Annotated in this window: 22 protein-coding genes and 2 pseudogenes; 17 read left to right on the top strand and 7 right to left on the bottom strand. The window is 60.1% G+C overall.

The features are described from left to right. Positions 1 to 46: 46 nt before the first annotated feature. Positions 47 to 976 (bottom strand): carbohydrate ABC transporter permease, encoded by a 930-nt coding sequence (locus tag NED97_RS22100; protein ID WP_252491189.1) that lies wholly within the window; start codon positions 974 to 976, stop codon positions 47 to 49. Between the two features lie 84 nt (positions 977 to 1,060). On the opposite strand from NED97_RS22100, the gene NED97_RS22095 reads away from it, so the two are divergent. Continuing rightward, complete coding sequence (locus tag NED97_RS22095; protein ID WP_252491188.1) at positions 1,061 to 2,203, top strand: ABC transporter ATP-binding protein; 1,143 nt, start codon at positions 1,061 to 1,063, stop codon at positions 2,201 to 2,203. A gap of 119 nt (positions 2,204 to 2,322) precedes the next feature. On the opposite strand, the gene thsB is transcribed toward NED97_RS22095, so the two are convergent. Next, positions 2,323 to 3,903: a thermosome subunit beta gene (gene thsB, locus NED97_RS22090; protein ID WP_252491187.1), complete on the bottom strand. Its 1,581-nt coding sequence runs from the start codon at positions 3,901 to 3,903 to the stop codon at positions 2,323 to 2,325. Between the two features lie 180 nt (positions 3,904 to 4,083). Here thsB and NED97_RS22085 point away from each other — a divergent pair, with 180 nt between their 5' ends. From NED97_RS22085 to NED97_RS22075, 3 genes are all read left to right on the top strand, one after another. Continuing rightward, positions 4,084 to 5,538 carry a family 4 glycosyl hydrolase gene (locus tag NED97_RS22085; protein WP_252491186.1) on the top strand — a complete coding sequence of 485 codons (1,455 nt, stop codon included), beginning with the start codon at positions 4,084 to 4,086 and terminating at the stop codon, positions 5,536 to 5,538. 202 nt (positions 5,539 to 5,740) lie between these two features. Beyond that, entirely contained in the window at positions 5,741 to 6,628 is an 888-nt protein-coding gene (locus NED97_RS22080; RefSeq protein ID WP_252491185.1) for an NAD-dependent epimerase/dehydratase family protein, read from the top strand. A 1-nt stretch (position 6,629) separates the two neighbouring features. Further along, complete coding sequence (locus NED97_RS22075) at positions 6,630 to 7,304, top strand: carbohydrate-binding family 9-like protein (protein WP_252491184.1); 675 nt, start codon at positions 6,630 to 6,632, stop codon at positions 7,302 to 7,304. An 84-nt stretch (positions 7,305 to 7,388) separates the two neighbouring features. Here the strand turns inward: NED97_RS22075 and NED97_RS22070 are convergent, their stop codons facing one another. After that, positions 7,389 to 8,876, bottom strand: coding sequence for a family 4 glycosyl hydrolase (locus NED97_RS22070; protein WP_252491183.1), 1,488 nt, complete (start codon positions 8,874 to 8,876; stop codon positions 7,389 to 7,391). Positions 8,877 to 9,306: 430 nt separating this feature from the next. On the opposite strand from NED97_RS22070, the gene NED97_RS22065 reads away from it, so the two are divergent. Next, entirely contained in the window at positions 9,307 to 10,245 is a 939-nt protein-coding gene (locus NED97_RS22065; RefSeq protein ID WP_252491182.1) for a dihydrodipicolinate synthase family protein, read from the top strand. 68 nt (positions 10,246 to 10,313) lie between these two features. Here the strand turns inward: NED97_RS22065 and NED97_RS23400 are convergent. Both NED97_RS23400 and NED97_RS22055 read right to left on the bottom strand, forming a co-directional pair. Next, a pseudogene (locus tag NED97_RS23400) lies at positions 10,314 to 11,108 on the bottom strand (enolase C-terminal domain-like protein). A 1,049-nt stretch (positions 11,109 to 12,157) separates the two neighbouring features. Continuing rightward, positions 12,158 to 12,865, bottom strand: a pseudogene (locus NED97_RS22055) (ThuA domain-containing protein). 914 nt (positions 12,866 to 13,779) lie between these two features. Between NED97_RS22055 and NED97_RS22050 the strand changes: the two are divergent. Then, complete coding sequence (locus NED97_RS22050) at positions 13,780 to 15,030, top strand: mandelate racemase/muconate lactonizing enzyme family protein (RefSeq protein WP_252491181.1); 1,251 nt, start codon at positions 13,780 to 13,782, stop codon at positions 15,028 to 15,030. A gap of 104 nt (positions 15,031 to 15,134) precedes the next feature. Here the strand turns inward: NED97_RS22050 and NED97_RS22045 are convergent, their stop codons facing one another. Continuing rightward, positions 15,135 to 16,076 carry a dihydrodipicolinate synthase family protein gene (locus tag NED97_RS22045; RefSeq protein ID WP_252491180.1) on the bottom strand — a complete coding sequence of 314 codons (942 nt, stop codon included), beginning with the start codon at positions 16,074 to 16,076 and terminating at the stop codon, positions 15,135 to 15,137. A 243-nt stretch (positions 16,077 to 16,319) separates the two neighbouring features. On the opposite strand from NED97_RS22045, the gene NED97_RS22040 reads away from it, so the two are divergent. From NED97_RS22040 to NED97_RS22025, 4 genes are all read left to right on the top strand, one after another. Next, on the top strand, positions 16,320 to 17,453 hold the full coding sequence (locus NED97_RS22040; RefSeq protein WP_252491179.1) for a mandelate racemase/muconate lactonizing enzyme family protein: 1,134 nt from the start codon (positions 16,320 to 16,322) through the stop codon (positions 17,451 to 17,453). A gap of 181 nt (positions 17,454 to 17,634) precedes the next feature. Further along, positions 17,635 to 17,985 (top strand): universal stress protein, encoded by a 351-nt coding sequence (locus tag NED97_RS22035; RefSeq protein ID WP_252491178.1) that lies wholly within the window; start codon positions 17,635 to 17,637, stop codon positions 17,983 to 17,985. Positions 17,986 to 18,065: 80 nt separating this feature from the next. Beyond that, positions 18,066 to 18,902, top strand: a complete 837-nt coding sequence (locus NED97_RS22030) for an NAD-dependent epimerase/dehydratase family protein (protein ID WP_252491177.1) — start codon at positions 18,066 to 18,068, stop codon at positions 18,900 to 18,902. A 496-nt stretch (positions 18,903 to 19,398) separates the two neighbouring features. Next, positions 19,399 to 20,250, top strand: a complete 852-nt coding sequence (locus NED97_RS22025) for an MBL fold metallo-hydrolase (RefSeq protein ID WP_252491176.1) — start codon at positions 19,399 to 19,401, stop codon at positions 20,248 to 20,250. Between the two features lie 112 nt (positions 20,251 to 20,362). Here the strand turns inward: NED97_RS22025 and xacF are convergent, their stop codons facing one another. Continuing rightward, positions 20,363 to 21,817 carry a 2,5-dioxovalerate dehydrogenase gene (gene xacF, locus NED97_RS22020; protein WP_252491175.1) on the bottom strand — a complete coding sequence of 485 codons (1,455 nt, stop codon included), beginning with the start codon at positions 21,815 to 21,817 and terminating at the stop codon, positions 20,363 to 20,365. Between the two features lie 365 nt (positions 21,818 to 22,182). Between xacF and NED97_RS22015 the strand changes: the two genes are divergently transcribed. The 7 genes from NED97_RS22015 (at position 22,183) to NED97_RS21985 (ending at position 25,806) form a co-directional block, all read left to right on the top strand. After that, entirely contained in the window at positions 22,183 to 22,368 is a 186-nt protein-coding gene (locus NED97_RS22015) for a hypothetical protein (protein ID WP_252491174.1), read from the top strand. A 54-nt stretch (positions 22,369 to 22,422) separates the two neighbouring features. Next, positions 22,423 to 22,635, top strand: a complete 213-nt coding sequence (locus NED97_RS22010; protein WP_252491173.1) for a hypothetical protein — start codon at positions 22,423 to 22,425, stop codon at positions 22,633 to 22,635. An 87-nt stretch (positions 22,636 to 22,722) separates the two neighbouring features. Then, entirely contained in the window at positions 22,723 to 23,127 is a 405-nt protein-coding gene (locus tag NED97_RS22005) for a hypothetical protein (RefSeq protein WP_252491172.1), read from the top strand. Between the two features lie 95 nt (positions 23,128 to 23,222). Then, positions 23,223 to 23,447 (top strand): hypothetical protein, encoded by a 225-nt coding sequence (locus tag NED97_RS22000; RefSeq protein ID WP_252491171.1) that lies wholly within the window; start codon positions 23,223 to 23,225, stop codon positions 23,445 to 23,447. A gap of 385 nt (positions 23,448 to 23,832) precedes the next feature. Next, the gene (locus tag NED97_RS21995; RefSeq protein ID WP_252491170.1) at positions 23,833 to 24,123 is read left to right on the top strand and encodes a hypothetical protein; all 291 of its coding nucleotides are present in this window, start codon (positions 23,833 to 23,835) and stop codon (positions 24,121 to 24,123) included. A gap of 530 nt (positions 24,124 to 24,653) precedes the next feature. Further along, on the top strand, positions 24,654 to 25,427 hold the full coding sequence (locus NED97_RS21990) for an IclR family transcriptional regulator (protein ID WP_252491169.1): 774 nt from the start codon (positions 24,654 to 24,656) through the stop codon (positions 25,425 to 25,427). A gap of 82 nt (positions 25,428 to 25,509) precedes the next feature. Continuing rightward, positions 25,510 to 25,806: a hypothetical protein gene (locus NED97_RS21985; protein ID WP_252491168.1), complete on the top strand. Its 297-nt coding sequence runs from the start codon at positions 25,510 to 25,512 to the stop codon at positions 25,804 to 25,806. Positions 25,807 to 25,817 lie beyond the last annotated feature (11 nt).

Genomic DNA, 25,817 nt, shown 5'->3' with positions numbered 1-25,817 from the left:
TAGCTCTTCCCCGTTAGCGCGTCGTTCTGTTGCATATTCGTTTCCATTATTCCGTGTCCTCCAGTTTGATGTAGACGACCGTGAAGATCGTCAGAAGCACTAACATCACGGTACCGACGGCCGATGCATAACCGAGGGCGTATTCCTGAAACGCTTGCTGGTAGACGTACGTTCCCAGGACTTCGGTCCGGTTCACCGGGCCGCCACCGGTCGCGATGTAGATCATCTGGAAGCTGTTGAACGCTGCGATCGTCTCGATCACGATCATGATCATCGAAATGTACGCGATGTTCGGCAGAGTAATGTGGCGGAACTTCTGGAGTCGGCCTGCGCCGTCGATCTCGGCCGCCTCGTAGTACTCCTCTGGGATGGACTGCATGCTCGCCATCAGCGCGATCGCGACGAAGGGAGTGTCCTTCCAGACGCGAAGCATGGTGACCAGCGGAAGCGCCCAAGCCTGGGTTCCGAACCACGACCTGTTCGGGCCCCCAAACATTTGAGAGATCAAGTTGACCAGGCCGTAGTCAGCTTCGAGCATCCACGACCAGATGATCACAATGACGACGGGCGGGATTACCCAGCTCACCATCGAGATGCTCCGTAGTGGCCCTAAGCCTGGTAGATTTTCCTTCAGTAATAGCGCGAGCCCGAGCCCGAGCAGGTACATCGTCACGACCGCCCCGACTGTCAGGAACACAGTTTGCAGGAGTGCCTGACTGAAGACGGGGTCCTCGAGCAACTGCTGGTAGTTCGCAAGTCCGACCCATTGTACCTGATCTAACTGCAGGAACGATCGAGAGTGAAAACTAATCCAGATGGCTCGTACCGTCGGATAGACGATGATCACCGTCATCATCAAGGTCGCAGGGACAACAAGACCAATCCCAATCCATGTCTCCTGTGTGAACCACTTGGCCTCGATTACAAACTGACGTAATTGTTGTAACCGTGGCTGCTCTTTGTGGGGTGTTGCCATCAGGCTAATAAGACTAATTCCCCATATATAAAATCTGTGCTATGCTAAACTATTTATATTAGATCTGCCATTCTCTAGGCACCGATGGCAGACTTGGAACTCCGGGATCTCGCGAAGATCTATCAGAGTAGTTCGGACGATCCGATCGTCGGCGTGGATAACCTCAATATTGAGCTCGAGGAGGGGAATTTCCTCGTTCTGGTCGGCCCGTCTGGGTGTGGTAAATCGACGACGCTCAGATCGATTGCCGGCCTCGAAAACGTGAGTAGCGGAGAAGTCCGAATCGGGGGCGGAGTCGTGAACGATCTCAGCCCCAAGGACCGGAACATCGCGATGGTGTTCCAGAATTACGCCCTGTATCCGCACATGACCGCACGAGAAAACATGAGCTTCGGGCTCAAGATGACGACCGATCTCCCAGACGAGGAGGTCGACGAGCGCGTTGAGGACGTCGCTCAGATGATGGGGATAGACGATCTCCTCGGCGACAAACCGTCCGAGCTGTCCGGCGGTCAGCAACAGCGCGTCGCCCTGGGCCGCGCAATCGTTCGCGAACCCGAAGTCTTCCTCCTCGACGAGCCCCTAAGTAACCTCGACGCGAAACTTCGCGCTCACATGCGCACGGAGCTTCAGGAACTGCAGGATGAGCTCAATATCACGACGGTATACGTCACCCACGACCAGACCGAAGCAATGACGATGGGTGACAAAATCGCGATTCTGAACGAGGGAGAGCTCCAGCAGGTCGGCACGCCGCTAGAGTGTTACTACACCCCTGAAAACAAGTTCGTAGCCGGCTTCATCGGCGAGCCATCGATGAACTTCTTCGAGACGAGCGTCGACGACGATCGTCTGGTCGGCGACGACTTCGACTATCCGCTCTCCGGCTCGCGTCTCGACGCCATCCGAGGAGAAGATCGGGTTACCCTCGGCATTAGGCCCGAGGACATCGAAATCGCCGACGAGCCGGACGACCATACCGTGTGGGTGGACGTCAGAGTCGTCGAGCCCCTGGGCGACATCAACTACATGCACGTCGATCTCGCCGGCACCGAGATGACCGTGAAGGTACCCGGTGAGTATTATATCGAGGAAGAGGAGGAGGTCCTGTTGCGGTTCCCTGAGGAGAAGATCCACCTGTTCAGCGGCTCGACTGGCGAAGCGCTCTGTAATCGTGAACTCCCCGCCGACAGTTCGATCCCGATCGCGGCGACGCCGGAGGCCTGAGCCGGATTACCGGGACATGCATCGACGACTGGCCTGATCTTCTACGAGGGGTCGTCCGCCCGCGAGCACCGCTGATAGCGCTTTCGCGAGGTGTAACTGAAATGAGTGGCGGAGCGTCGCTAGGCGAGTTCCCTCGCCGGAAGGACGTCGTCGATGCTGACGACAACGTTCGCCGCTTCGGTTGCGCTCGTGATCGCTTCGGACTTGATCGCCGGTACGTCGACGATGCCCGCTTCGAGCGCATCAAGAGTTCCGCCATGGGTCACGTCGATCCCCGCCGACGTCTCTCCGTTTGCATGGGCGGCACGGAGATCAGTTATCGTATCGATGGGATCGAGGCCCGCGTTCCGGGCGAGCACTTTCGGCACTCGCTCGAGCGCGTCGGCGAAGGCCTCCATAGCGATCTGTTCCCGACTGTCGTTCAGCGTAGCTTCATCGCGGACACGACGGGCAAGTTCGATCTCCGTCGCCCCGGCGCCAGAGACGACGCGCCCCTCAACGGCGAGTTGTATCGCGAGGTCCACTGCCTCCTCGACATTGCTTTCGAGCTTCTCAGCGACGCTCTCCGTGGAACCGCGGAGAACCAGGGTTTTCGCCGTCGCATCAGTCTTTTCGACGTAGAATAACCCCGCATCGTCGTCCCGGCGAATGCTTGCCTGCCCGAGATCCGCCTCGCCGAGGTCCGCGAGGTCGCCGACAATCCGGATATCGAGTAGTTTCGAGAGGAACTCCAGGTCGGGCTTGACGGTGAACTGAGTCACCAGTACCCCCTCCTCGGACAGCAGATTGGCGATTCTATCGTCGACTCGCTTCTGACAGAACACGACGTCGGCGCCGGTCGCCAGGATCTGGTCGACTTGCCCCCGCTGTGCCCGCTCCTCCCAGTCGAGATACTGGTCGTACTCATCCAGCGTGTCGACCGCAACGTTGGAGTCGTGTTCAATCTCTCCGACCTCAAGCGGTTCGTCTACCAGCAGGACGTCGGCACACTCAAGATCGGTCGGCATACTCGGCCGCATCGGCGTTTTTTCGATGACCGCTCCCGAGAGGAGTTCGAAATCGTCGATCCATTGACCCGATCTCGTATCGATAGCTATGCGGTCGGCGTGTTCAGCCTCTGCTTCCTCGACGACGGCTTCGGCGGCGGTAGCGATGAGATCCGCAAGGTCCGTCCGTTGGTTGCCGAAGACGACGCCGGTGAGGTGACTGGCGACTGCTTGTCGAAGCATCTGTCCGTCGTTTGGGTCCAGCCGGTGTGACAACTCGTCAATCGCTTCCTGTGCGACCTTGTTCCCTTTCCGGAATCCGTCGACGATATTCGTCGGATGGATTCCCTGCTCGAGGAGCGTCTCGACGCTCGTCAACAACTCGGTCGTGATCGCGATAGCTGTCGTCGTTCCGTCACCGACTGCCGCTTGCTGATCCTCGCTAACCGCCGCGATGAGTCTCGCGAACGGGTTTTCGAATGCGAGCTGCTCGACGACAGTCGATCCATCACCGGTAATCGTCACCTCTCCGTTGTCACTCACGATCATCTTCTCCATCCCGTTAGGTCCGAGCGTCGACGTAACGATATCGCCGACCGCGCGCGCGGCAGCGGCGTTCCGTTGCTGAATCTGCCTGGTCCCGTTGAAGTCAGATCGGTCCTCACTCGTAATGGCGCTTTGATTCATATGTACTCTCCAAGGGACGGTTGACATAAATGTATTGCCCGAAGTGATTCCGTCCCGATGGCCGAGTGGACCCAACAGGCGATCTCGCTCTCGTGGAGACATTTCGACTGCGCACGTGGCGAACTGCTCGTGCACACAGTAGGCACTGCACGGTACGAATCCACACAATGTTTATTTATCATGAGCAAGTCTCTATTGCTGTGTCCTATGGAAACCGAAATCGGAAATAAGGTAGGTACTGGTAGGTCTACCGACTCGAGCAGTGGTTCGGTTGTAACTGTTAAAATCGGGTATATCGGCGGCGGAAGTCGCGGTTGGGCTCACACGCTCATAAACGACCTCGCCCAATGTACCGACGTTGCGGGTGAGGTATTCCTCTACGACCTGGATTACGAGAGCGCCAAGCGCAACGAGAAGTTCGGCAACTGGGTCCAGGAGCAGGACGGTGCGGTCGGAGACTGGACGTACACGGCGGTCGAAGACCGGGCGGAGGCGCTCGAGGGCGCCGACTTCGTCATCCTGTCCACGCAGGATCCGCCGGCCGAAACGATGGCTCACGAGCTCGACATCCCAGCGGAGTACGGTATCTATCAGTCCGTCGGTGACACCGTCGGGCCCGGCGGAGTCGTCAGAGCTATGCGGACGATCCCGGTCTACCGGGACATCGCTGCCGGAATCCGTGAGCACTGTCCGGACGCGTGGGTGTTCAACTACACTAACCCTATGACGATCTGTGTTCGGACCCTTTACGAGGAGTTCCCGGACATCAACGCCTTTGGGTGCTGTCACGAGGTGTTCCACACACAAGAGCACCTCGCCGAACTCGTCGCCGAGTACCTGGACGTCGAGCAACCACCGCGAACGGAGATCGACGTGAACGTCAAGGGGATCAATCACTTCACCTGGATCGACGAGGCGTCGTGGAACGACCGCGATATCTATCCGCTGGTCGAGCGACACCACGAGGAGGAAATCCGTGATCGCACCTTCGAACCGGGCGAGCTGGACGACGAGTCGTGGTTCGTGGACAACCAGCTCGTCACCTACGAACTCTTCGAGCGGTTCGGCACATTGCCCGCGGCGGGCGACCGACATCTCGCCGAGTTCGTCCCATGGTTCCTCTCGGTTGACGAACCGGCAGAGGTCCAGTCCTGGGGGATTCGCCTCACCCCGAGCGAGTACCGTGTCGAACGGCAAGAGGAGGCGATCTCGAAGTTCCACGACCCGATGAACGGCGAAGAGGAGTTCAAGTTCTCCGAGTCGGGCGAGAAGGGGGTCGACATGATGCGCGCGCTGGTGGGCGTCGAAGACCTCAAGACCAACGTGAACCTCCCCAACGTCGGACAGATCCCGAATCTCCCAGAGGGCGCCGTCGTCGAGACGAACGCGCTGTTCTCGCAGGGGAGTGTGAGGCCGCTCACGGCCGGCGACCTGCCGGACCAGGTTCGGAACATGACGTTCCCGCACGTGCAGAACCAAGAGACGATGGTCGAGGCGGCGTTCGCGGGCGACGTCGACCGCGCGTTCCAGGCCTTCCTCAACGATTCGCTCGTCACCGTCTCCATAGACGACGCGAAATCGATGTTCCGAGAGCTTGTCGACGCGGTCCGCCCGTACCTCGAGGACTATTGGGACCTCAACGAGCCAGCAGTACTTGATTGAGGCGCGGCGAGCAACACGAAACTACGTTTCGCTGACAGCGCCACAACACGATCAGAATCCGTCGTACTCGGAGGGACCGACGAACAGAAGCGTTGGAACAAGGCGGCTCCGACTGGAACGCCGGTTTCGAGGCCCCATACCAGTCTGATATCTCGCATAGATTTTATCTGGTTTGAACTTGATAGGACATGTGATACGCCACATGGAGACAGTACTAGTCACTGGCAGCCTTGGGCGGCTCGGTCGTTGGACGGCCGATCACCTGGCGAGCGCGGACTACAATGTAATAGGAGTCGATAGGAAACATCCCGGGTCTGACGCGGACATCCGGGAAGACATCCAGCTCCGGGCATGCGATCTGACCGACCAGGGTTCGGTCTGGGAAATCGTCAAGAGTGTCTCCCCTGATGCCATCGTCCACCTAGGCGCCATTCCTAATCCGGAGGTACACAGCGGAACACATGTGTTCGAGAACAACGTCATGAGCACGTACAACGTCCTCGTCGCCGCCGGCGAATCATCAGTTCCGGTAACGTGGGCTTCGAGCGAGAGTGCGTACGGCTTCCCGTTCGCACGCGAGCCGACGCTTCCGGATTACCTCCCCGTCGACGAAGCGCATCCTCTCCGTCCGGAGGACCCGTACGGATCGTCAAAGCTGGTCGGTGAGGACATCGCCGAGATCGTCACGCGTCGGTACGACATCCCGGTCGCGTCCCTCAGAATCTCGAACGTCCAGTACCCAGGGAACTACACCGTCCTCGACAATCGAGACTCCCTCGAAGCCGGCGTCGGGAACTTCTGGTCATACGTCGATGGCCGGGACGTGGCATTCGCGATCGAACGGACGCTAAAAACAGAGCTGTCCGGCCACAAATCCTTCGTCATCGCCGCCGACGATAGCTACCTTGAGCGGCCGACGACGGCGGCCTTCGAGGAATTCTTCGGGGAGTTGCCGGAGGTGGTTTCGATTAGCGGGAACGAATCTGCACTGAGCTCAACCAAGGCCCAGACCGTCCTCGGTTGGGAACCGCAACACTCCTGGAAAAGTGCGGCACACGAGGACGTTCAGACGCCTTCCATGATGCGATAACATGCAAGAATACGTCATCGAGACCACGAGAGAAACACCGCCCCTGGATGGCGCCATCGAAGGTACGCCATGGGACCGGGCGAACCGATTGCTAATCGATCAATTCAACTGGCATACCGGTGGGCCGAAGCCGCTGACGGCCGCCCGGTTCTTGTACGACGACAACTCGCTCTACGGCCAGTTTCATGTCGAAGATCAGAACATCTCGGCTGAGGTCACCGAACTGAACGGACCTACCTTTCAGGACAGCTCGGTCGAACTGTTCGTCGACCCCAACCCAGACTCCGACACCCGATACTTCAACTTTGAGGTGAACTGCTGTGGCCAGTTCAAACTCGGCTGGCAGCGAGACGGATGGCAAGAGCGTGACCTCGGTCGGGATCTGATCGCACGCGAACTCGCTGATCAGATCTGGGTCGCGTCATCGGTTGAAAGTCCGGTGCGCGAGCCGCGTTCGTCGGACGAGGAGTGGTGGGTCGCTACTGAGATCCCGTTTTCCGTCCTCCGGCAATTCACCGAGGTCGATATCGGCCCTAAATCCGGCACGACGTGGCGTGGGAACGTTTATCGAAGCGGGGTGGAGCGCGAATCGATGAAAGCGACGTGGAGCCCGATGCCGACGCCGGAACCGGATTACCACTCCCCGGAGTATTTCGGACGGATCCGCTTCGGGTAACGGGTGGTTCGTGCGGCTCCTGTCGAGAGTCGCTCCCAGTCTGGAATGAGAAAAGCGCTGTTTTGGAACCGGAGCGACCGGCGATTAGTTGTCGAACGCCTCGGACTCCGCCAGTACCACCGACTCCTTGAGGTTCCAGTCCTGTAAGTACTCCTCCTCAGCAGCCACCAGCTCGGCGAACATCTCCCGGGCGGTCTCAGTCTGGAGCGTCTTGACCTGCGGGTCGTTGAGGAACGCCCGGAACGCGAGGTCGACGTCGCCCGCGAACGCCGCCTCAATCATCGTCTCGTGATTGTTCACGTGAGTCTGGATCTGGTTTCGGACCTGTCGAGGCAGCGGTCCGGCGTTGATCGGCTTGATGCTGCCCGGCGTAATCAGGGCGTTCGTCTCAACAACAGCCCCCTCGGGGAGACCCGTGATCTGACCCGTATTCGGAAGGTTGACGTGGGTTTTCATGCTGTCGCCGACCGTGAGGGTCCGCATCAGGTCGACGGCGATTTCGCCGGAGGGGTCCAGCTCAAATTCAGTCTCGCCCTCCATCCAGGCCGTCACGTCCGTCGTCTGCTCCGACTCGGAGGGGTTCCAGTGTTTCGCCCGGTAGTCGCTGGTGGTGCGCTTGACACCCCAGCGGTTGAGGTCCTCAGGCATGTCGCCCTGGATGAACCATGTCCCGTATTCGACGAGGTGGCGGTCCCCCGCGGCAGGGAGAATCCCGAACCGACGGTACAGTTCGAATGTGACCTGGTTGTTGTCGACGAACGGGTCCTCATCGGCCATCTCTTCGACCGTGTACTCCCGTAGTCCGTCGCCCTGCCCGATGTGATGGTCGACGATCGTCAGAAGATCGATGCCTCGCCAGCGCGCCTCGTCTACCCAGGTGTAGTGGTTGATCCCCTTGACGTTGATATCGATTTCGTCCCTGTCGGGGCGTTCCACGTCGTAGTATTTAGCGACGAGGTCAGCGAGCATATCCTGGGCGTGGAACACCTCGTGACAGAGACCGATCGCCTTGATGTCCGGGAACGCCTCGTACAGCGCCCGAGTCGCCATCGTCAGCGGATTGGTGTAGTTCAGCACCCACGCGTCCGGGCAGTGCTCCTGAATCGCGTTCCCGAACTCGCGGTACACCGGCACCGTCCGCATCATTCGCATCATGCCGCTTGGACCGATGGTCGCTCCAACGGCCCCGTAAATGCCGTATTCCCGCGGAATATCGAGGTCGTGAACGAAGGTCTCGGCCGGGTTGAACTGCGTGGACAGGATGACGAAGTCGGCGCCCTCGAGCGCCTCCGCCCGGTCTTCGACCGCCGTGTACGTCCAGTCTCCGACCGCACCGTCCTGCTCCTGGACCCAGTTGCCGAATTCGGCGTTCAGCTGGGCGCTCTCGTAATCCAGGTCGAACAGCGCGACTTCGCCCTCAATGTCCGAACAGAGCGCGAGGTCGCGGAACAGTTTCGGCGGCCACTCGCGGGCTCCGCCGCCGATGTACGTGATCTTGATTTCGTCGTCCGGCAGTGACGGCAACGCTTCCTCTTCGGTCTCCTCACGATGAGGCAATTGCTCGGAACGCATACGAGTATGGTAGAAACGCCGGTACTTATTCTTTTCCGATGACCTACTCAGCCGAACCGGCTTGAATGAAGACACTGGCAGCCTGATAGAGTCAGCGGCTCTCATTCGGACTGGAGTATCTGCGAGAGGTATAGTGGAGTGGGTTCGGGTGCCTATCTAATACGAGTAGCATCGAGTTGAGAACGTTCCGTCTGGTGAGGTTCTAAATGCGTATATCGGCTATCAACCCGGGCGTCCCCTGAGGTTGCCGCGTTCCAACGCCTGCTCGTCGGCCGCAGGGTGATACCGGGCCGGAGCGGATCGTGAAGATCACGTCCGAGCGGGAAGCGACGACTCGTCAACAGGGAATCCAGCTCGTCGTTGCGTCGCCTGTAATCAGTTTCTCGAACGAGCGATGGATTTATCTCGTCCGCACCGAATTTCTAAATCCATGTCGCTGCTAGCCAACCGGGTCCAGGAACACCTGCGCGGTGTCGCCGTCGGACTCCTCACACCATTTGACAAAAACCGTGAAATCAATCACAGTGAACTCGCGGAGAACGCTCACGACCTTTACGACGAAGGGATCCAGACGTTTCTCACGACGGCTAACATCAGCGAATATCACTCACTGTCCCAGCAGGAACGGATAGACTCCGCCGAGACAGTCGTCGAAGCTCTCCCAGACGACGCCTGTGTCCTCGCCGGTGTCGGCGGATCGACCAAGAGCGCGCAGGAGCTGATCAGGGCATATGACGATATCGGCGTCGATGCCCACATGATCATGCCGCTCGATCACACCTACGTTCACGAGATGGCAGCCATCAAGTACTACCACGAACTGGACAGCGTGGCCAAGGCGCCGCTAGTTCCCTACGCACGCGGATTCAATCCCTCCGTTGAGTTTCTCGCGGAGCTAACCCGAGTCGACGGCGTTGCCGGGATTAAGTACGCTCTCAAGGACCCGGTCAAGCTCGGAGAGGCCGCCGCGGCCGGTGCCGACGATGTCGTCTGGGTCAACGGCTTGGCCGAACCCTATGCCATCTCGTTCTGGGCGGAGGGCGCCGAGGGCTTCTCCGCCGGCGTCAGCAACTTCCGCCCCGAGGTCGGCCTCGAACTGTTTGAAGCCCTCCAGAATGAAGAGTGGGAGCGCGCACGTGAACTGCGCAACATCTGTATGCCGTACCAGAAATTCCGCGACGAGACGGGATCGGAGAACACCATCCCAGGCGCCATCAGCGTCTCGGCCGTCAAAAAGGGCCTGGAGCTCGCCGGCTTCAACTGCGGGGAGGTCCGCGAACCAATCCGCGTCCTCTCCGAGGAAAACGAGCGACGCGCCGAAGAACTGTACAACCAACTCGACGATGACATCGCCCGGGTTATCAGCTGAACCCTAGAGCGTCGTTCTTCACTTCCGTTCAGTTCGAGAATTGCCGTCGAAGCGTTACGGCGTGTAGATCACTCATCATAGTGGAACTCCTCCAGGGACCTCCCTGAAGGGGTACTACTCCAGGACATCCATGTTCTCCTTGATGCCAAGGCTGGGATCGTCCGAAACCGACAGAACGCCGTCGGTTACGTCAGGCTGTCCCTCGATCAGGTTGAAGGCGAGGTCAAACGGATACATGCCGGGATCGACCTCGGTGTCGAACAGCGAACCGTCCTCGAAGATGAGGTATTCGACAAGGTTCGCCTCGGGCGCGGCTTCAACGAGATGAGCATTTGCGACGAGGCCGATCCAAGTCCCGAAGTTGTGGGGGACGAACTTGACGTCGTCGCGACCGGCGCAGAACTCCACGGCGGCCCAACAGCCCGTGAATCCCTTGTGGTGCCGTACGTCTCCCTGGAGGTAGCGGACGGCGCCGGTCTCACCGAGCGCGACCAGTGTCTCGGCCGTCTCCTCGCTCCGATCGCCGAGATGGCCTCAATCAGGTCTTCCTCCGGAACGTCCCCGTCCCGGAGCAGGTCGTGGACGTCAGTGACCGTCTCGATCATCTCGCCCGTCAGGGCGTCCGTGACCGCGTCGTCGACGACGTCAGCGAAGATCCCCTGTGAATCGCCTTCGAAATACTCGGTCATGGCCGAACTGCTCGCGCCAGCGATGGTGACCCCGCAAGTGCCGTCGGCAGTCTCGACGACAACGAGGACGATGTCGCGTTTGAGCAGGTGGCGGTATTCGCCGTGGAACTGGCGATCCTGATGCGGCTTGATTGGTGATGACAGCACGTATCCAGAGACATCAGCAATCGCCATACCGAGACAACTGTCCAAACTATCCTAAAAGGTCTGGGCCGGCCGGGGTATCCGTTCCCCCTGTGACGCGTTGGATAGGGTGATGTCACATGATTTTCGGGAATCGTTCCCGATGAGAGAACGCCCTTAGATACCACGTTATCGAGACGACTGTGAAGAGACGAGGCGACAATTTCTGAAGATAGGCGCGTCGTCATCGGCGCTGTGGCGGTGATCAAACCGTGATCATCGGTCCTGTTCCGCTCTCGCGAACTGTCCGTTGAAATGCCTCTAATTCCGATAAACCAGTCCTTCATGTATCCGATCCTTTGTTTAGGGCCAATCAGTCGCCGTTCAAATCAGAAATCGGACCTCCTAACGATCGTACTACCGTTATTAGTATCGTAGCGGTTCGGAAGATGGAAACCAGCGAGATAGACCGATCCAGCCCTGTGCGGGAGGCGGGCGAACGCAAATCAGGGCTTCGCTCCACTCCCGGCGGTCGCTCCACTCTATCCTATGTACCGGGGTTCCAGCAGCGTTGTTCCGGACGGTTAGACAGGCATCCCGAACAGCGCCACTACTCTACTGACGGACCGCCTACCGGGTACAGCCCCGCTAGCCCTCATTCGGAGCCGGTTGCTCCACCCGTATGATAGACTGTCAACGCTTGGATCAAGAACGTCCCCCGGACTCGGGATCCGTAAATTGGTACAGTATCCCCCAGCCATCATCAGCGTCATCGCCGAGAGGCTGGAGGAGAGTCGATTCCGGGCTCGTACGGCGGTCCTCAGGCTGAAGAGTACAGTCTAACGGAGGACAGAGGGGTTAAGACAGATGTTCTTGTACAGTCTGACTCCGCCAACAACGATGTCCGCGATAACTTCGTCGGTGATTTTTCACGGGAATCAATGATTGATTTTTAGCATCACACGGGTGAGCCATCACAGCGATATCGCTCTTACCGGACGCGTCGTAAGTGGCACCGTCAGAGACGATTGCGCCGGCGAGAGGTTGGATAATGTGATGGCTTACCTCGACCTGGCACTCAGACCGCACCCGATCGGGCGTTATTCGCCATCCAGCGGTTCTATTGGTTCGACCTCACCCCAGACCACCTCGCTCCCTTCGGTAGGAGCCGCCCACTCGACAGCGTTATCGAGAACTGTCTAGATCTCTTTCTGATAAAAGATGGGATACTCCTCGTGACCGGGCCGGAACGCGAAGATCCGCCCGCCGGCCGCGACGGTAACAGATCCCCGAGCGAAACACCTCGCCGCCCTCGAACCACGAGATGAAGACGGTTCGGCCGGGTTCCGGGATATCGTAGGGCTCGCCGTACATTTCCGTCGAGGGGACCTCGAACGACTCCTCGAGCCCGTCAGCAATCGGGTGGCCGGGGTCTGCGACCCAGATCCGTTCGGTCTCGCCGCCGTGGCGGTACTTGATGTTACAGGTGGTAACCAGACGCTTGAAGGGTTTCGAGTTCTTCCCGGAGTGAACCGGGACGAAGCCCATCTCCTCGTGGACGTGGTCAACGACGCGATCGCCGATCTCGTCGGATACTTCGTCGTTCGCGCAGTGGGACCACCAGACGAGCACGTCAGTGTTTTCGAGAACCGTTGCGGAAAGACCGTGTTCCGGCTCCTGTAGCGTAGCCGTATGGACGGTACGTCCGTCATCGCCAACCGCGTCCGTGATGGCGCCGTGGACTCCGTCGGGATAGCGTTCGGCGATTGCTGGATGTTTTCGTTCCAGATCGTAACTTGGATGCTCATACGCGAGATATTGCCAGGAAATTTGATAATCATCGTGGTCACGCTCGTCCCAAACCGGTCGACGGATGCCCGATTGGTCAGCAGTCTTCACCGTGAGCGGCAGTGGCGACGAAAACGGTCTGCAGCGCCCGAAGCAGCTCCATACGTCGCGAACCACCGGGTGATTGGTCCGGCTACGGTCGATCGAGGGCTCTCGAGAATTCCGGAGTTCCTCCCGTTCCCCGGGCTTGAGCTATTCCTGCGGCGTCAACACGGTTTCACGTTTGACTATGCCCTGGGTCCGGAGCACGAATTGTTCGATTCGCTACGTCAGTATCGGTCCGTCTCGAGCCCGCGACCGATAGATGACCGTGTTCTATCTGTTCCCTAGATGCGAACGCCATAAGTACATTCCCACGTTATTATTACAACAGTACCGATGTAAATGACGTGTATGGGTGGCTACTTGATGTAAAACGAGCGGGAAATAGCGCGGAATTCGCCGAAAACAGCGGTTAGATATGGGTATCGTAGGAAATACCGCCGAATCCGTAGTAGGAAAATACCGGAGCTGTCTGGGTTCCCCTGAGCCTAAAACTAGTCTCGAGTAGAATATCGAAAACCACGGTAGGCGGCGCTCGCAAACCGACTAACTCGACTGACGGCCGGCAGCGAACACCGACCCCTCCCTGCTTTTCCGGACCCCTGTTCCCGAATGGGGAACGGGATCGGCGTCAACGGTCCGGTCAATTCGCTCAATCTCGGGTCCGATCGAGCCGATTTCGATCCAATTCAAACGAGTAGACAGCGGTCACGCGGTGTTAATCCACTCGTGCGAACAGTTACCAAGGGCGGAGATTTGATGGGGCGCTACGTCATTCACGAGATGGTGATCGACGCGGATGATTTATACGGGTAGGTGCGAATAGGTCGGTATGGATATCACCGATGTGAGAGGGTACGCTCTCTCATCTTCTATCGACCCGATACAGGATCGTCCGTTCTTCGGTGGCGTGCGACGGCTCCGCAAGCGGGACGTCGTTCTCGTCGTCGTCGAGACGCGAGACGGCCGCCGGGGGTTCGCGACGGCAGGTGCGAGCAGTTCGGCTATGCGCGAGTACTTCGAGGGCGACTCGCAGGAGACGTTCGCCGAGGTCGTCGATGAGTCCGTCGCCGGCGCGCTCGAGGGCGAGTCGATCGACGAAATCGCCGACGCCCACGATCTGATCGTCGAAACGGATCTGCCCGCCAACCTCCGGACGGAAGCAATCTCGGCTGTCGACGTCGCGCTGTACGACCTCCGGGGGAAGGAACTCGGGGCACCGATCTACGAACTGTTGGCCGAGGAGTACGGCACCGATCCGACGGTTGAGATGCCATTGTACGCCAGTGCCGGAATGTACATGGAGCCGGAGGGATACGTCGAGCAGGCCGAAACGCTCGAGGAACTGGGCTTTTTCGGCTACAAGTACCGGCCCGGGGTCGGTCCCGAGGGCGACCGCCGGACGGTCAACCTCCTCGCCGACGCGGTCGACGACATCGAGATCATGCTCGACGTCCACACTTGGTGGAAGCTCGGCGAGTCCTACGGCCGAGACACCGTCCGAGAACTGGTCGAACACGCCGCCGACCGGGGCGCCTACTGGATCGAGGAACCGGTCGAACCCGATGATTACGCCGGGTACATCGACCTAGCCGAAACCGGCGCGCCGCTGGCCGGCGGGGAGAGCGAGGAATCGCCAACGGAACTAGTTGAGCTCGGGAAGACCGGTGCGATCGACTTTCTGCAGGGCGATGTCCGCCACCACGAGGGCTTTACCGGCTGTCGGGACGCGATCGAGTACTGCGACGGCAGGAACGTCGAATTCGTCCCACACAACTTCGGGACCTGGCTCGGTCTGCAGGCTAACGCCCATCTCGTCGCCGCGGCACCGGACGTTCGGCTGCTCGAGTACCCCGTCTTCGAGGACGACCCAGCGCTCGCCGACACGACGACCGACCCCGGCATGTACCCGTTCGATCTCGCTTTCGACATAATCGAGGGACAGCCGGCCATCGAGAACGGGCGCATGACCGTCTCGGACGCGCCTGGACTCGGCGTAGACGTCGACCTCAACATCCTTGAAGAGTATCCGTTCGTCGACGGTCCGTGGACGGAGTTCCACTATGACGATGAGAATAGGTAGCCGGTAGTCAATCGTCTGACCCTATTCGATCGCGCAACTCATCGAACGTAATAGCATCTCTATGAAACGGGTACGGCAGGCTGTCATGTCGTCGCGTTCGCGGTCTAGGGAATCAGACCAGTTCCTGAATCGATGCGGTCCGGAGTTGCTCGTAGTACTCCTCGAGACGTGCTGCGTCGTCGTCGGCGAGTTCGACCAGCGGGTCGCGAACCGGGCCCCGTATACCCCGCGAGATCCATACCGTACTTGACCACGGAGACGTTGTTCGCGGCAGGGAGCGCGTTCCCCTCGCCGGACTCTTCGCGGAGGTCCTCGATCGGGCGGAGCAGTCGCTGAATCGACCGGGCCCGCTCCCAATTCTCGTTCTCGACGGCGTCGAACAGCGCCAGCGTCGTCTCCGGCGCGAAGTTGCCGAGGCCGGTAGTGTACCCCGTCACGCCCTCGATGGCGAACGCAAGGGCGTACCGCTCGGCGATCCCATTGACCCAGGTTACGTCACCGGGCGCGTCCGCGACGGTCTGCGAGAACTCCTTGATGTCGTTCACCGCGAACTTCACCACGACGACGTTCTCGCGTTCGCTCAGTTCGCAGATTGTATCTCGCGTGACCCCGGGGCCGCGCTTGTAGATGACTACGCCAAGGTCGGTCGCGTCGCAGATCCGATGATAGTAGTTTGTCAGTCCGTCCTCGTGGGTGTAGGTATGATCTGGGTGCATCACCATGATCGCGTCCGCACCGGCGTCTTTGTAGGCGTTGGCGAGCCGGTTGACCTCCTCGAGGCTGCCGACCGCGCCGCCGGCAATCGTCGCATCATCGCCGGTCGACTCGACGTGGGTTTCGACGATTTCAATCCGCTCGTCGTCGGTAAGCGAGTAGTACTCGCCAGTGTTCCCACACGGAATGAACAGGCGAGCGCCGGCGTCGTACTGCTTCGCGAGGTTGTCGGCGAGTTCGTTAGACAGAACTTCGGACCCATCGTCGCTGAACGGGGTTGCGGTGGTGAACGCAACGTCCCGAAAGCTATCTCTGAGGGCAACTCTTGCCATGTACTGTTCACCACTATGACGAACATCCATATTAAATGTGTCTTCGACTCCAACGCCATCCGCTGGGACCGGTACTCAGTTCGGATTCTGCTGTAAGAGTGAGCTGTCCTCTGTAATTGGATCTTGCGTCGGTACGGGGGAGACAGAGAGCAGTGAATAGGCGGTCTCATCGAGGTCTCGCAGACGCGCCGTACTGGACCGGTCAACGTAAATTATATTGATCGGGGCTCTGTCGAATTCTCCATGGAGATTACAGATATTCAGGTGATTCCGCTCGCACACTCATTGCCGGACGGACGAGGGCTCGGAGACGCACGGGGCTTCGGGACCGACCGCGGGACGACGCTGGTGCGTCTCGAGACGGACGACGGGACCGTCGGCTGGGGGGAGGCGTTCGCGCCGGGGCCGATCGCGACGGCGACGATTGAAGAACTGTTCGCCGACAACGTCATCGGAATGGATCCGTTCGAGGTCGAGTCGCTCGCCGAAGAATCCTACACCGATCCGTATCACTTCGGCGGTGACGTGTTCGTTCAGAGCGCCGTCAGTGCGATCGACATCGCCTGCTGGGATATCATCGGGAAGACCGTCGGCCGACCGGTTCACCGGCTGCTCGGGGGAACGCACTGCGAGGAACTGACTCCCTATGCCTCGACGATGTACTTCACGGAGACCGACCGGCCGATCGAGGAACCGATCCGCGAGACCGTCGACAAGGGGTTTACCGCCGCGAAGATCAAGATCGGGGCTGGCACCGAGTCGGACGTCGAGCGCGTGCGTACGGCACGTGAGATCATGGGTGAGGACGCCGACCTGATGGTCGACATGAACGGCAACTACCGGCCACACCAGGCCGTCAAGTCGGCACAGGCCATTGCAGGGTACGACGTGACGTGGATCGAAGAGCCGGTTCCGCCGGAGAACCGGTCGGGCTACCGAGAACTGCGGGGGAAGATAGACGTTCCCATCGCCGCCGGCGAAGCCCACTACGGCCGCTTTGCGTTCAAACAGCTGATCGACGACCGGATGGTCGACATCGTCCAGCCGAACCTCGGCCGCTGTGGCGGGCTCTCGGAGGCGCGGCTGATCGCCGGGATGGCCTCGACCGAGAACGTCGCCGTCAGGCCACACATCTGGAACAGCGCCGTTGGGATGGCCGCCGCGGTGCAGTTCGCCGCCAGCGTCTCGAACTATCCCCACACGCGAAATGTCCCCGAACCAATGCTGATCGAGTTCGACCGCAGCGAGAACCCGCTTCGCAGCGATCTCCTCGAGACGCCGTTCGATCCGTCAGGTGGCACCATCGACGTGCCACAGGAACCAGGGCTTGGTATCGAGATCGATCAGGACACACTCGAGCGGTATCGGGACGACTGAGTTGCGATCGGCGGGTCGACGGCACGTCCCGTCGGCGGAGTACCTTTATCCGACTGCCGGCCAGGATAGCCGGTATGCAGCGTGCACTCGTCGCTATCGATGATACCGACACCCACAGACGACTTCTCACCGACGCCGCTGAGTTCGCCCAAAACGGCGCCGCGGAACTGGTGGTGCTGGCGTGGACGACCCCGATGCGGCCAAAGAGAACAACGACGCGATCGCGTGGGTCGAAGAGATAGAGGGAACCACGTACGAAAAAACCGACGCAACGGCGATGACGCGAAAGGTCGCCGAAGAGTTCACTGCGGACGTGGTTGACGATATCGACGTCAACGTCGATATCGAGACGGCCATCACCGACGAAGCAGACATCGACGACGAGGTTCTGTCAACGGCCGAGCGACTCGGCTGTGATCACGTCTTTATCGTCGGCCGTAAACGATCGCCAACCGGTAAGGCCATTTTCGGCGATGTCACCCAGCGCGTTCTGCTGAACTTCGACGGATCGGTGACCGTCATGATGGAGTAATCGGTCCGCTGGACCCGCCCGACAGCGCCACCCGCTTACGGGACCGGTATTTTGATAGTCTCCCCGGACGGGCTATACGTATGGACGTACTAGTGACCGGTTCGTACGGCCGGTGCGGTACCGCAATCATCGATCACTTGCACGACGACGACCGGTACGAATTTACGTACTTCAACCGGTCGGACCGAGATGAGGGGCCCTACGCCGAGTACGAGACGGTCGTGGGCGACGTCGCGGACTACGAGGCGCTCCGCGAGGCCTGCGAAGGGCAGGACGCCATCGTTCACCTCGCCGCCTACCCATACACTGACGGCAACTGGCAGGATATCTTCGAACCCAACATCGTTGGGATGTACAATGTCCTCGAGGCCGCCCGCGAAGCCGAAGTCGACTCGGTCGTCTTCGGTTCGACCAACCACGTCATGGGGATGTACGAAATCGAGAACGCCCCCGAAATCTACGAGTGCAACCACGACCTCGTCGTCGATCACACCGATCCGGTACGTCCCGACTCCTACTACGGCGCTTCCAAGAGTTTTGGCGAGGATCTGGGCCGGTATTACGTCGAGGGTTGTGAGTACCCACGGCAGTTCTACGCGATCCGGATCTGCAGCGTTCGAAGCGAGGAGTACGACCATCCCTACGGTGACGCCGAGATCGGTGTCGCGGAGGGCGATTGGAAGCGCGGCAGCGATGCGTACGAAGAACAGGTCGCCCGGATGAAAGCCACGTGGCAGTCCCGTCGGGACTTCGCCCACCAGATCGATTGTTGTCTCCAGGACGACAGCGTCGCGTTCGATATCTTCAGCGGCGTCAGTGACAACCACCGGCGCTGGTACGACCTCGAACACGCTCGCGCGCGGATCGGCTACGATCCGCAAGACGACGGCGAGGAGTGGGACGCGCCGCCGGAGTGAGAACGTGGAAACGGAGTAACGACCACAGATCTGGGCCGACACCGGATCGGGATTCGACTGTTGACCACCGACAGAGCCTCATCTCCGCGGCTGAGCAGTAGATAGTAGCACGGTTTCATATTCGGTTTTGAGCGCGAAAGCTCCGGACAGGAGAGGCGGGGAAGTGTGCACTCACCGCGAGCGACCAAAGGGAGCGAGCGGGCCGGCCGACGACCGACCCGGAGGGGAGGGAGGAGTGCTTTTCATCACCGTTTTGCCGAGCGACCGACCGAAGCGAGGAAGCGCAGAGCAAAAGGTTGGCACATGCACGTACCGAAATCGGGGAGACTCGGGTCCAGACTCCGGCCGGAACAACGAAAGCGTATCACAAACTACTGCGAAGCGGGTCCGTACCTGCGACGCGGAATCGCGCCGAAAGGTTTACGCACCGCCGAGCGGAACGGTTTCGCATGGATCGCAACAGTGAGGCCCACAGTACAGATTATCGGGTGAGTCGATGACGGTCAACAGCGACTGGGGGGAGTGGTGGGCCCGCGAGGAGCTCTACGGGTCGCCGGTCGAGGGCGTCTCCCTGTGGTTCCTCGGCGTGACCGGCTGGGCGATCAGGACGACCGAAACGACGATCTTCATCGACCCGTACTTCAGCACCGAACGGGACCGCGAGTACATCGCGCGGATGCTGCCGGTGCCGATGGAACCGCAGTGGGCCGAGGCCTGCGACGCCGTGTTCTGCACGCACGACCACCGCGACCACTTCTGGCCGCCCTCGTTCGGCCCCCTGCTCGAGCACGGCGGATCGGTGCACGCGCCGCCAGAGTGTTACGAGAATCACGACGTTAGCGACGTCCTCGAGGAGAAGCAGATCGTCGCCGAACCCGGCGACAGCTACGAGGTCGGCGACCTGACCATCCACGTCCGTGACGGCCGTGACCCCGACGCCGATGGCAGCGTTACCTACGTCCTCGAGCACGATGAGGGGACGATCTTCCACGGCGGCGACAACCGTCCCTGCGAGGCCTTCCGCGAGGTCGGCGAAGAGTTCGACGTCGACATGGGGATGCTGTCGTACGGGACGACGGCCCGTCTCCTAGACGACGGCGACGTCATCCGCCGGAAGCTGTACAACGACACCCAGGACGTGATCGACGCCGCGAACGCCGTCGGGATCGACCGGTTGGTGCCGACCCATTGGCGACGGTGGCGGTCGATACAGGCAGACCCGGGCGCGCTCTCGAAGGCAGCCACGCCCTGGGAGTACCCGCGCGTCATCGAGGAGGTCGAGGTCGGCGACCGCCTCCGACTCGACCACCCCGGGATCGTCCCGCCGACCCGCCTTGGCGGCGAGTGAACGGCCGTCTCCGAACTCGCGGGCGCGAGTGCAGCCGCTACGTCGCGAACGACCGGCCCGTGAGGGCCGGCACGAAAAAATCCGCTTGCTATGGGACGGTGATGGCGACCGTCTAGTAGTTCAGATAGACCGTCTTCGTCGACGTGAAGAAGTCCAGCCCGGCGTCGCCCTGTTCGCGATAGGTGTCCGTCGAGGACCCCTTGTAGCCGCCGAAGGGGACGTGGAGCTCGAGCCCGGTCGTCTTCTCGTTGACCTTCGCGACGCCCGACTCGACGCTCTCGGCGAACTCGTTGGCCTCGGTGAGGTCCTGCGTGACGATGCTGGCCGACAGACCGTAGTCGACGTCGTTGGCGACCTCGAGGCCCTCCTCGAAGCTCCCGACCTTCAGCACCGCAAGCACCGGGCCGAAGACCTCCTCTTGGGCGATGCGCATGTCGTTGGTCACGTCCGAGAAGACCGCCGGCTCAACGTAGTAGCCGTCGTCGTACTCGTCGCCGGTGAGGCGCTCGCCGCCGGTCTCGAGGGTCGCACCGTCCTCCTCGGCGGCAATCTCGACGTACTCGAGAGTGCCCTCGAGCTCGCTGTTCGTGACGTGGGGGCCCATGTCCGCGTTCTCGACGCCAGGGGCGATCCCGATCGACTCGGCGTAGTCGACGACCCCCTCGAGGAACTCGTCGTAGATGTCCTCGTGGACGATCGCGCGGGAGCAGGCGGTACAGGCCTGGCCGGTGACGCCGAACGCACCGGCGCCGACAATGTCGACGGCCTCGTTGACGTCGGCGCTGGGCATGACGACCGTCGGGTTCTTCCCGCCCATCTCGCACTGGACGCGCTTGAGGTCGTCCGCGGCGGCCTGTGCGACGGCGGTGCCGACCGCCGTCGAACCGGTGAAGGAGACGGCGTCGACGCCCTCGTGTTCGGTCAGCACGCCGCCGACCTCGCTGCCTGAGCCGGTGACGTAGTTGGCGACACCGGCGGGGAGGCCGGCCTCGTCGAGCGCCTCGATCAGCTTCCAGGCGACGGTCGGCGCCGCCGAGGCGGGCTTGAGGACGGCCGTGTTGCCCGCCGCCAGCGCGGGCGCGAGCTTCCAGGCAGGGATCGCGACGGGATAGTTCCACGGCGTGATCAGTCCGACGGTGCCCAGCGGCTCGCGCTTGGTGTAGAGGTTCTTGTCCTCGCCGCTGGGGGATTTGACGGCGCCGCCGAGGTCGCGGGCCTTCTGGGCGTAGTAGCGGAAGATATCGATCGCCCGCTGGACTTCACCGCTGGCCTCGTCGAGGGTCTTGCCCTCCTCGCGGGTCAGCGTCTCGGTCAGCCCTTCCTTCTGTTCATCGAGGATCTGAGCAGTCTCCTCGAGGATCGCGCCGCGCTCGGGACCGGGGGTCGCCGCCCACTCCTCCTCGGCGACAACCGCGGCCTCGACGGCCGCTTCGGCGTCCTCGGCGGTCGACGACTGGAACTCCCCGACGACTTCGTTAGTGTTTGCGGGATTCAGTACCTCGAATGTGTCTCCAGAACGCGATTCTACCCACTCTCCATCGACATAGTTACGATGCGCTGTCGGCATTCTAACTAGCCATTTCGTTCTTCTCCATACGTAGATTCCCCTTCCGGCAATACTATCGACGCACGTAGCGACCGGCTTGAGAAGGCACTGACCGTGACGAACTAAACCAACTAATACCGGTGAGACGAACTAATGCGGTAATACGTTCCGTACAGCACGCAAACGATTCGGAAATGGCCGAAGTATACGTTGAGTATCGAGAAGTGCCACAGTCTGAGTAGGTTGCAACCGACGAACGGCAAACGCTCACAGAACCGGGCGAGTTCAGTATCGAGGCAAGCGGGTTATCGGGTCGACGGATCTACGACCAACGGGCGGTCATCGAAACCGACGCCTCTGGGACCGTCACGAGCGACGGCGACCTGTTGGTCACCGAAAACGCATCCGGTGGGCGATCGGCGGCAAACGGCCCGTCATCGAAATCGGCGTTCGATCCGGACGATGGCTTTGCGGAACCCGCCCCGTGGCTCGACGACGAGACGCCGGTCATCACGATCACCGAGTCCACGCGCGAGCAGTTCGAACGGGCGATCGACGTGGACCACGAGTGACTGGTAGTCTTCAAGACCAGCGGCGTAATCGACCTCGGCGGAGAGGATCGATGGATGCCGATCTCACACGACAAGTGTTATCTGGCCGGTCAGACGGCGTCGTCCCCAGGGGTCGCCCTCGTTCGCGGCGGGGTGAACATCCAGGCCGACGAGTGCGTGGTTCAGCACCTACGCTTTTTCGCCGGCGACGCGGGCCGAGACGACGAGGACTGGATCCCCGACAGCAGGACGGGCGACGACACGAGGAACAACGTCTGGGACCACTGAACGACGGCCTGGGGTATCGAGCAGACGCTCTCAGTCGACTACAACACCGTCGACACCACGTTCACTAACAACATTCACGCGGAAGGGTTGTACGATTCGGTCCACGAGAAGTGTGCACGGGTCTACGGCTCGCTTATCGGCAATTACGCAGAGAACGTCACGCTCGCCGGGAACGTTTGGGCGCACAACAAGGACCGGAATCCGCGACTGAAGGCCGGAACGGAGAGCGTCGTCAACAACGAGATATACAACTCCGATACTGGGACCTGGACGGACGACTCGACGGTTGTGAGTATCGTCGGCAACGCCTATCTCAGACCCACGACGGACGTCCCGAATGTCTTCAGCCGAAACAGCGATTCGATGGACGCATACGTCGACGACAACTACACGGATTCGGACGTGCCAATGGTCTATGACAACGTCACGCAACTCGCGGAACGGCCGCTGTGGCGAGAGGGACTGGAACCGATGTCGTCGAACACAACCTAGCGAACGCCGGTGCCAGGCCAGCCGACTGAACCGACTACGAGGAGCCAATTGTGCATGATATCCTCGAGCGAGAGGGAGAGTGGATCGACAGTTAAATGGAGGTCGGCGGCTATCCCGACTACGACGTCAACACGCACACGCTGAATATACCCAACAGTGGGACTACTGCGGAGATTATGGTCATCAGGGGCGCAATCGGCGTTGACGCCGACGACGTGATCTTCCAGCACCTCCGTGCCCAACCCGGTGACGAGATTCGAGCGCCGGTCGACAGTCTGGGCAACGACAACGGTTCGAACGTCATTTTCAAGCACTGGTAGGTGAGTCAGGGACCGACAAGAGCATCTCGACCAACAGCGGTCCCGAGAAATCGATATCATGCATGTAACAACTTCATCGCGGAGCGTCTCGACGATTCGACTCACTCGAAGGGAACCCATTCCTATGGCACGTCGGTGATGGATTACAGCAAAGAGGTGACCATTGCAGCGAACTTCTGGACGAGTATAGTCGGACGACACCCGCGACTCAAGAGCGGCTCGGGTTCGGTCGTGGCGAACGACGCGGAGTACGACTTCGAACGCGCGCTCGAACACAGCGACGACGAAACGAACACTGCAATTGTCAGAGGCGATTACCGTTCGGGACTGCGTACGCCATCGACGAGCCGTCAGCAGTACGATCTACATTAACGCGTAGGGACCGGTGGCGGCCTACATTGAGTACAACGAGATCGACCTGGAATTGATGCCGGTGACCGGAACCGGGAGCATGATCACGATGGCTAATGAGCAGCCGCTGTGGCCCGACGGACCGAAGGTCGTTATGGGACAGGACGCTTCCGACGCCGTTCTCTCGGGTGTGAGGTTGGTCCCGCCGACCGCGCCGAATCGGAAGTGCAATGCGCTGCTGACCGTTCACTTTTTGCCGCCGATACGCAGCCGACTAGCTTCGATTCTCGCGTTCTCGACGGCTATCGGAATAGGTCGGTGCTGAACGGCGGACCGAGCCTTCGATCCAACCTCAGGTACGTGTCGAAAAGATCATGATTATATTGATAGCCATCGACCTTGGTAGCCGGCCGACTCACTGCGAGCGTTTATCGGCCTCTCGTCGCCGACTGGTTCCCCCTCGCCGAATTTTACAAAGGTATGGTTGTATAGTTACGATACGATTTATTACACGAATATGAGTATAAAAACCTGTTGATATTAGCTAGTGGGTGGAAAGACGGATTCCAGATATTCACTCTCAAGGCCCAATACTCCGTAATTCGAGCTCTAGGTGCGTTCGTATATGGGTAATGCCAAACCCGGTTGCGGTAGAGCACTCAGTGAGATTCACAATCACGGTTTTCAGGTCATGTTTCTGCTGTGAATAAGCACCACACCCCCGACGTACGCGAAGCGTCAATGATCGTCACTACCGTTTGAACGATCAGAGCGGGCCACTCGCCGACGGATACCGTTGCCACTAGTTCCGCTCAAGGGAACAATTTTATGTGCCTGAAAAATACTGTACGTGGTATGGCAAACGCTCCCAACAAACGCACCGGACGCAGGATCCAATCAGTCGAGATTTCATTCACGGTTCTCGATGCCATTCGAAAGAACCATCGGCCCAACGTAACCGAACTCGCCGACGAACTCGGCCACTCGAAGAGTACGATCCACAGTCACCTCCAGACGCTCGAGAGCCAAGAGATCATCGTCCACGACGGGGACGGCTATCGGCTGAGCCTTCAGGTACTGGACATGGCAAACGACGTGCGCGAACAGGTCGTCAACTACGACGTGATCGTCGACGAGGTCGACGAACTGGCGGACGAAACCGGCGAGATTGTCCAGTTCGGTCTGGAGGAACACGGCCAGGTTTCCTACCTCTACAAGGCGCGAGGAAATCGAGCGGTCGAGACGGTCTCGCGCGCCGGTAGAAAGCAGCCGATGTACTCGACTTCTCTCGGGAAGTCCATCCTCGCGTTTCTCCCCGCAGAACGACGGGAAGAGATCGTCAGCAACGCCTCGTTTACGCCAAAGACGCCGAAAACGATTACGGATCCCGACACCCTCTTCAAGGAGCTCGAGACAACCGCCGAACGAGGGTACGGGATCGACGACGAGGAGAATATTAAGGGGCTTCGCTGTATTGCCGCGCCCGTCAGGAACGAACAGACCGTCCTCGGTGCGATCAGTATTACGGGACCGGCCAGCCGGATCACGGACGACTACCTCCACGGTGAACTCGCCGAGAGCGTCCAGCGAGCCGCGAACGTGATCGAACTCAACACCAAGTTCTCGTAAGTTCGAACGCGGGCAACCTCGAGGTCCCCGCACGTGCGTTCAATGCTGTCTCCCGGTTTGTGTCGACGCGGATCAGATCGAGTTGAGCGACGAAGTGTTCATCGGGCTCCTGGTCACGACCCACAACATCGGCACGCTCTGTACTGCGGAACTGCGCGACCTCGTGGGAATGAAGCCCTCACCAGCCGCGACATCGGCGACCGCCGCTCGAATCCTCGAGGAACCGGGAACGTTCCCGGTTCGCCTCGACGAACTCATGAGCAGGCGGTACTATGAGTACCGTGCAGTTGCCAAGACGAACGACGGCGACCTTGCGGTCGGCTCGTGTTCCGCACTGAACAGCGGGGCAGAAAAGAACACATCATTTATCCCTGCGTGAACTGCGCCTTT

This window comes from Natronococcus sp. CG52 (assembly GCF_023913515.1).
GTDB classification, from domain to species: Archaea; Halobacteriota; Halobacteria; order Halobacteriales; family Natrialbaceae; genus Natronococcus; species Natronococcus zhouii.
This window is presented reverse-complemented; position numbering and strand designations above follow the sequence as displayed.

Coding starts and splice junctions, on each gene's coding strand:
- NED97_RS22100 (WP_252491189.1), bottom strand. CDS start 976: ATGGCAACACCCCACAAAGAGCAGCCACGGTTACAACAATTACGTCAG.
- NED97_RS22095 (WP_252491188.1), top strand. CDS start 1,061: ATGGCAGACTTGGAACTCCGGGATCTCGCGAAGATCTATCAGAGTAGT.
- thsB (WP_252491187.1), bottom strand. CDS start 3,903: ATGTCAACCGTCCCTTGGAGAGTACATATGAATCAAAGCGCCATTACG.
- NED97_RS22085 (WP_252491186.1), top strand. CDS start 4,084: ATGGAAACCGAAATCGGAAATAAGGTAGGTACTGGTAGGTCTACCGAC.
- NED97_RS22080 (WP_252491185.1), top strand. CDS start 5,741: ATGGAGACAGTACTAGTCACTGGCAGCCTTGGGCGGCTCGGTCGTTGG.
- NED97_RS22075 (WP_252491184.1), top strand. CDS start 6,630: ATGCAAGAATACGTCATCGAGACCACGAGAGAAACACCGCCCCTGGAT.
- NED97_RS22070 (WP_252491183.1), bottom strand. CDS start 8,876: ATGCGTTCCGAGCAATTGCCTCATCGTGAGGAGACCGAAGAGGAAGCG.
- NED97_RS22065 (WP_252491182.1), top strand. CDS start 9,307: ATGTCGCTGCTAGCCAACCGGGTCCAGGAACACCTGCGCGGTGTCGCC.
- NED97_RS22050 (WP_252491181.1), top strand. CDS start 13,780: ATGGATATCACCGATGTGAGAGGGTACGCTCTCTCATCTTCTATCGAC.
- NED97_RS22045 (WP_252491180.1), bottom strand. CDS start 16,076: ATGGCAAGAGTTGCCCTCAGAGATAGCTTTCGGGACGTTGCGTTCACC.
- NED97_RS22040 (WP_252491179.1), top strand. CDS start 16,320: ATGGAGATTACAGATATTCAGGTGATTCCGCTCGCACACTCATTGCCG.
- NED97_RS22030 (WP_252491177.1), top strand. CDS start 18,066: ATGGACGTACTAGTGACCGGTTCGTACGGCCGGTGCGGTACCGCAATC.
- NED97_RS22025 (WP_252491176.1), top strand. CDS start 19,399: ATGACGGTCAACAGCGACTGGGGGGAGTGGTGGGCCCGCGAGGAGCTC.
- xacF (WP_252491175.1), bottom strand. CDS start 21,817: ATGCCGACAGCGCATCGTAACTATGTCGATGGAGAGTGGGTAGAATCG.
- NED97_RS22010 (WP_252491173.1), top strand. CDS start 22,423: ATGCCGATCTCACACGACAAGTGTTATCTGGCCGGTCAGACGGCGTCG.
- NED97_RS22000 (WP_252491171.1), top strand. CDS start 23,223: ATGGAGGTCGGCGGCTATCCCGACTACGACGTCAACACGCACACGCTG.
- NED97_RS21990 (WP_252491169.1), top strand. CDS start 24,654: ATGGCAAACGCTCCCAACAAACGCACCGGACGCAGGATCCAATCAGTC.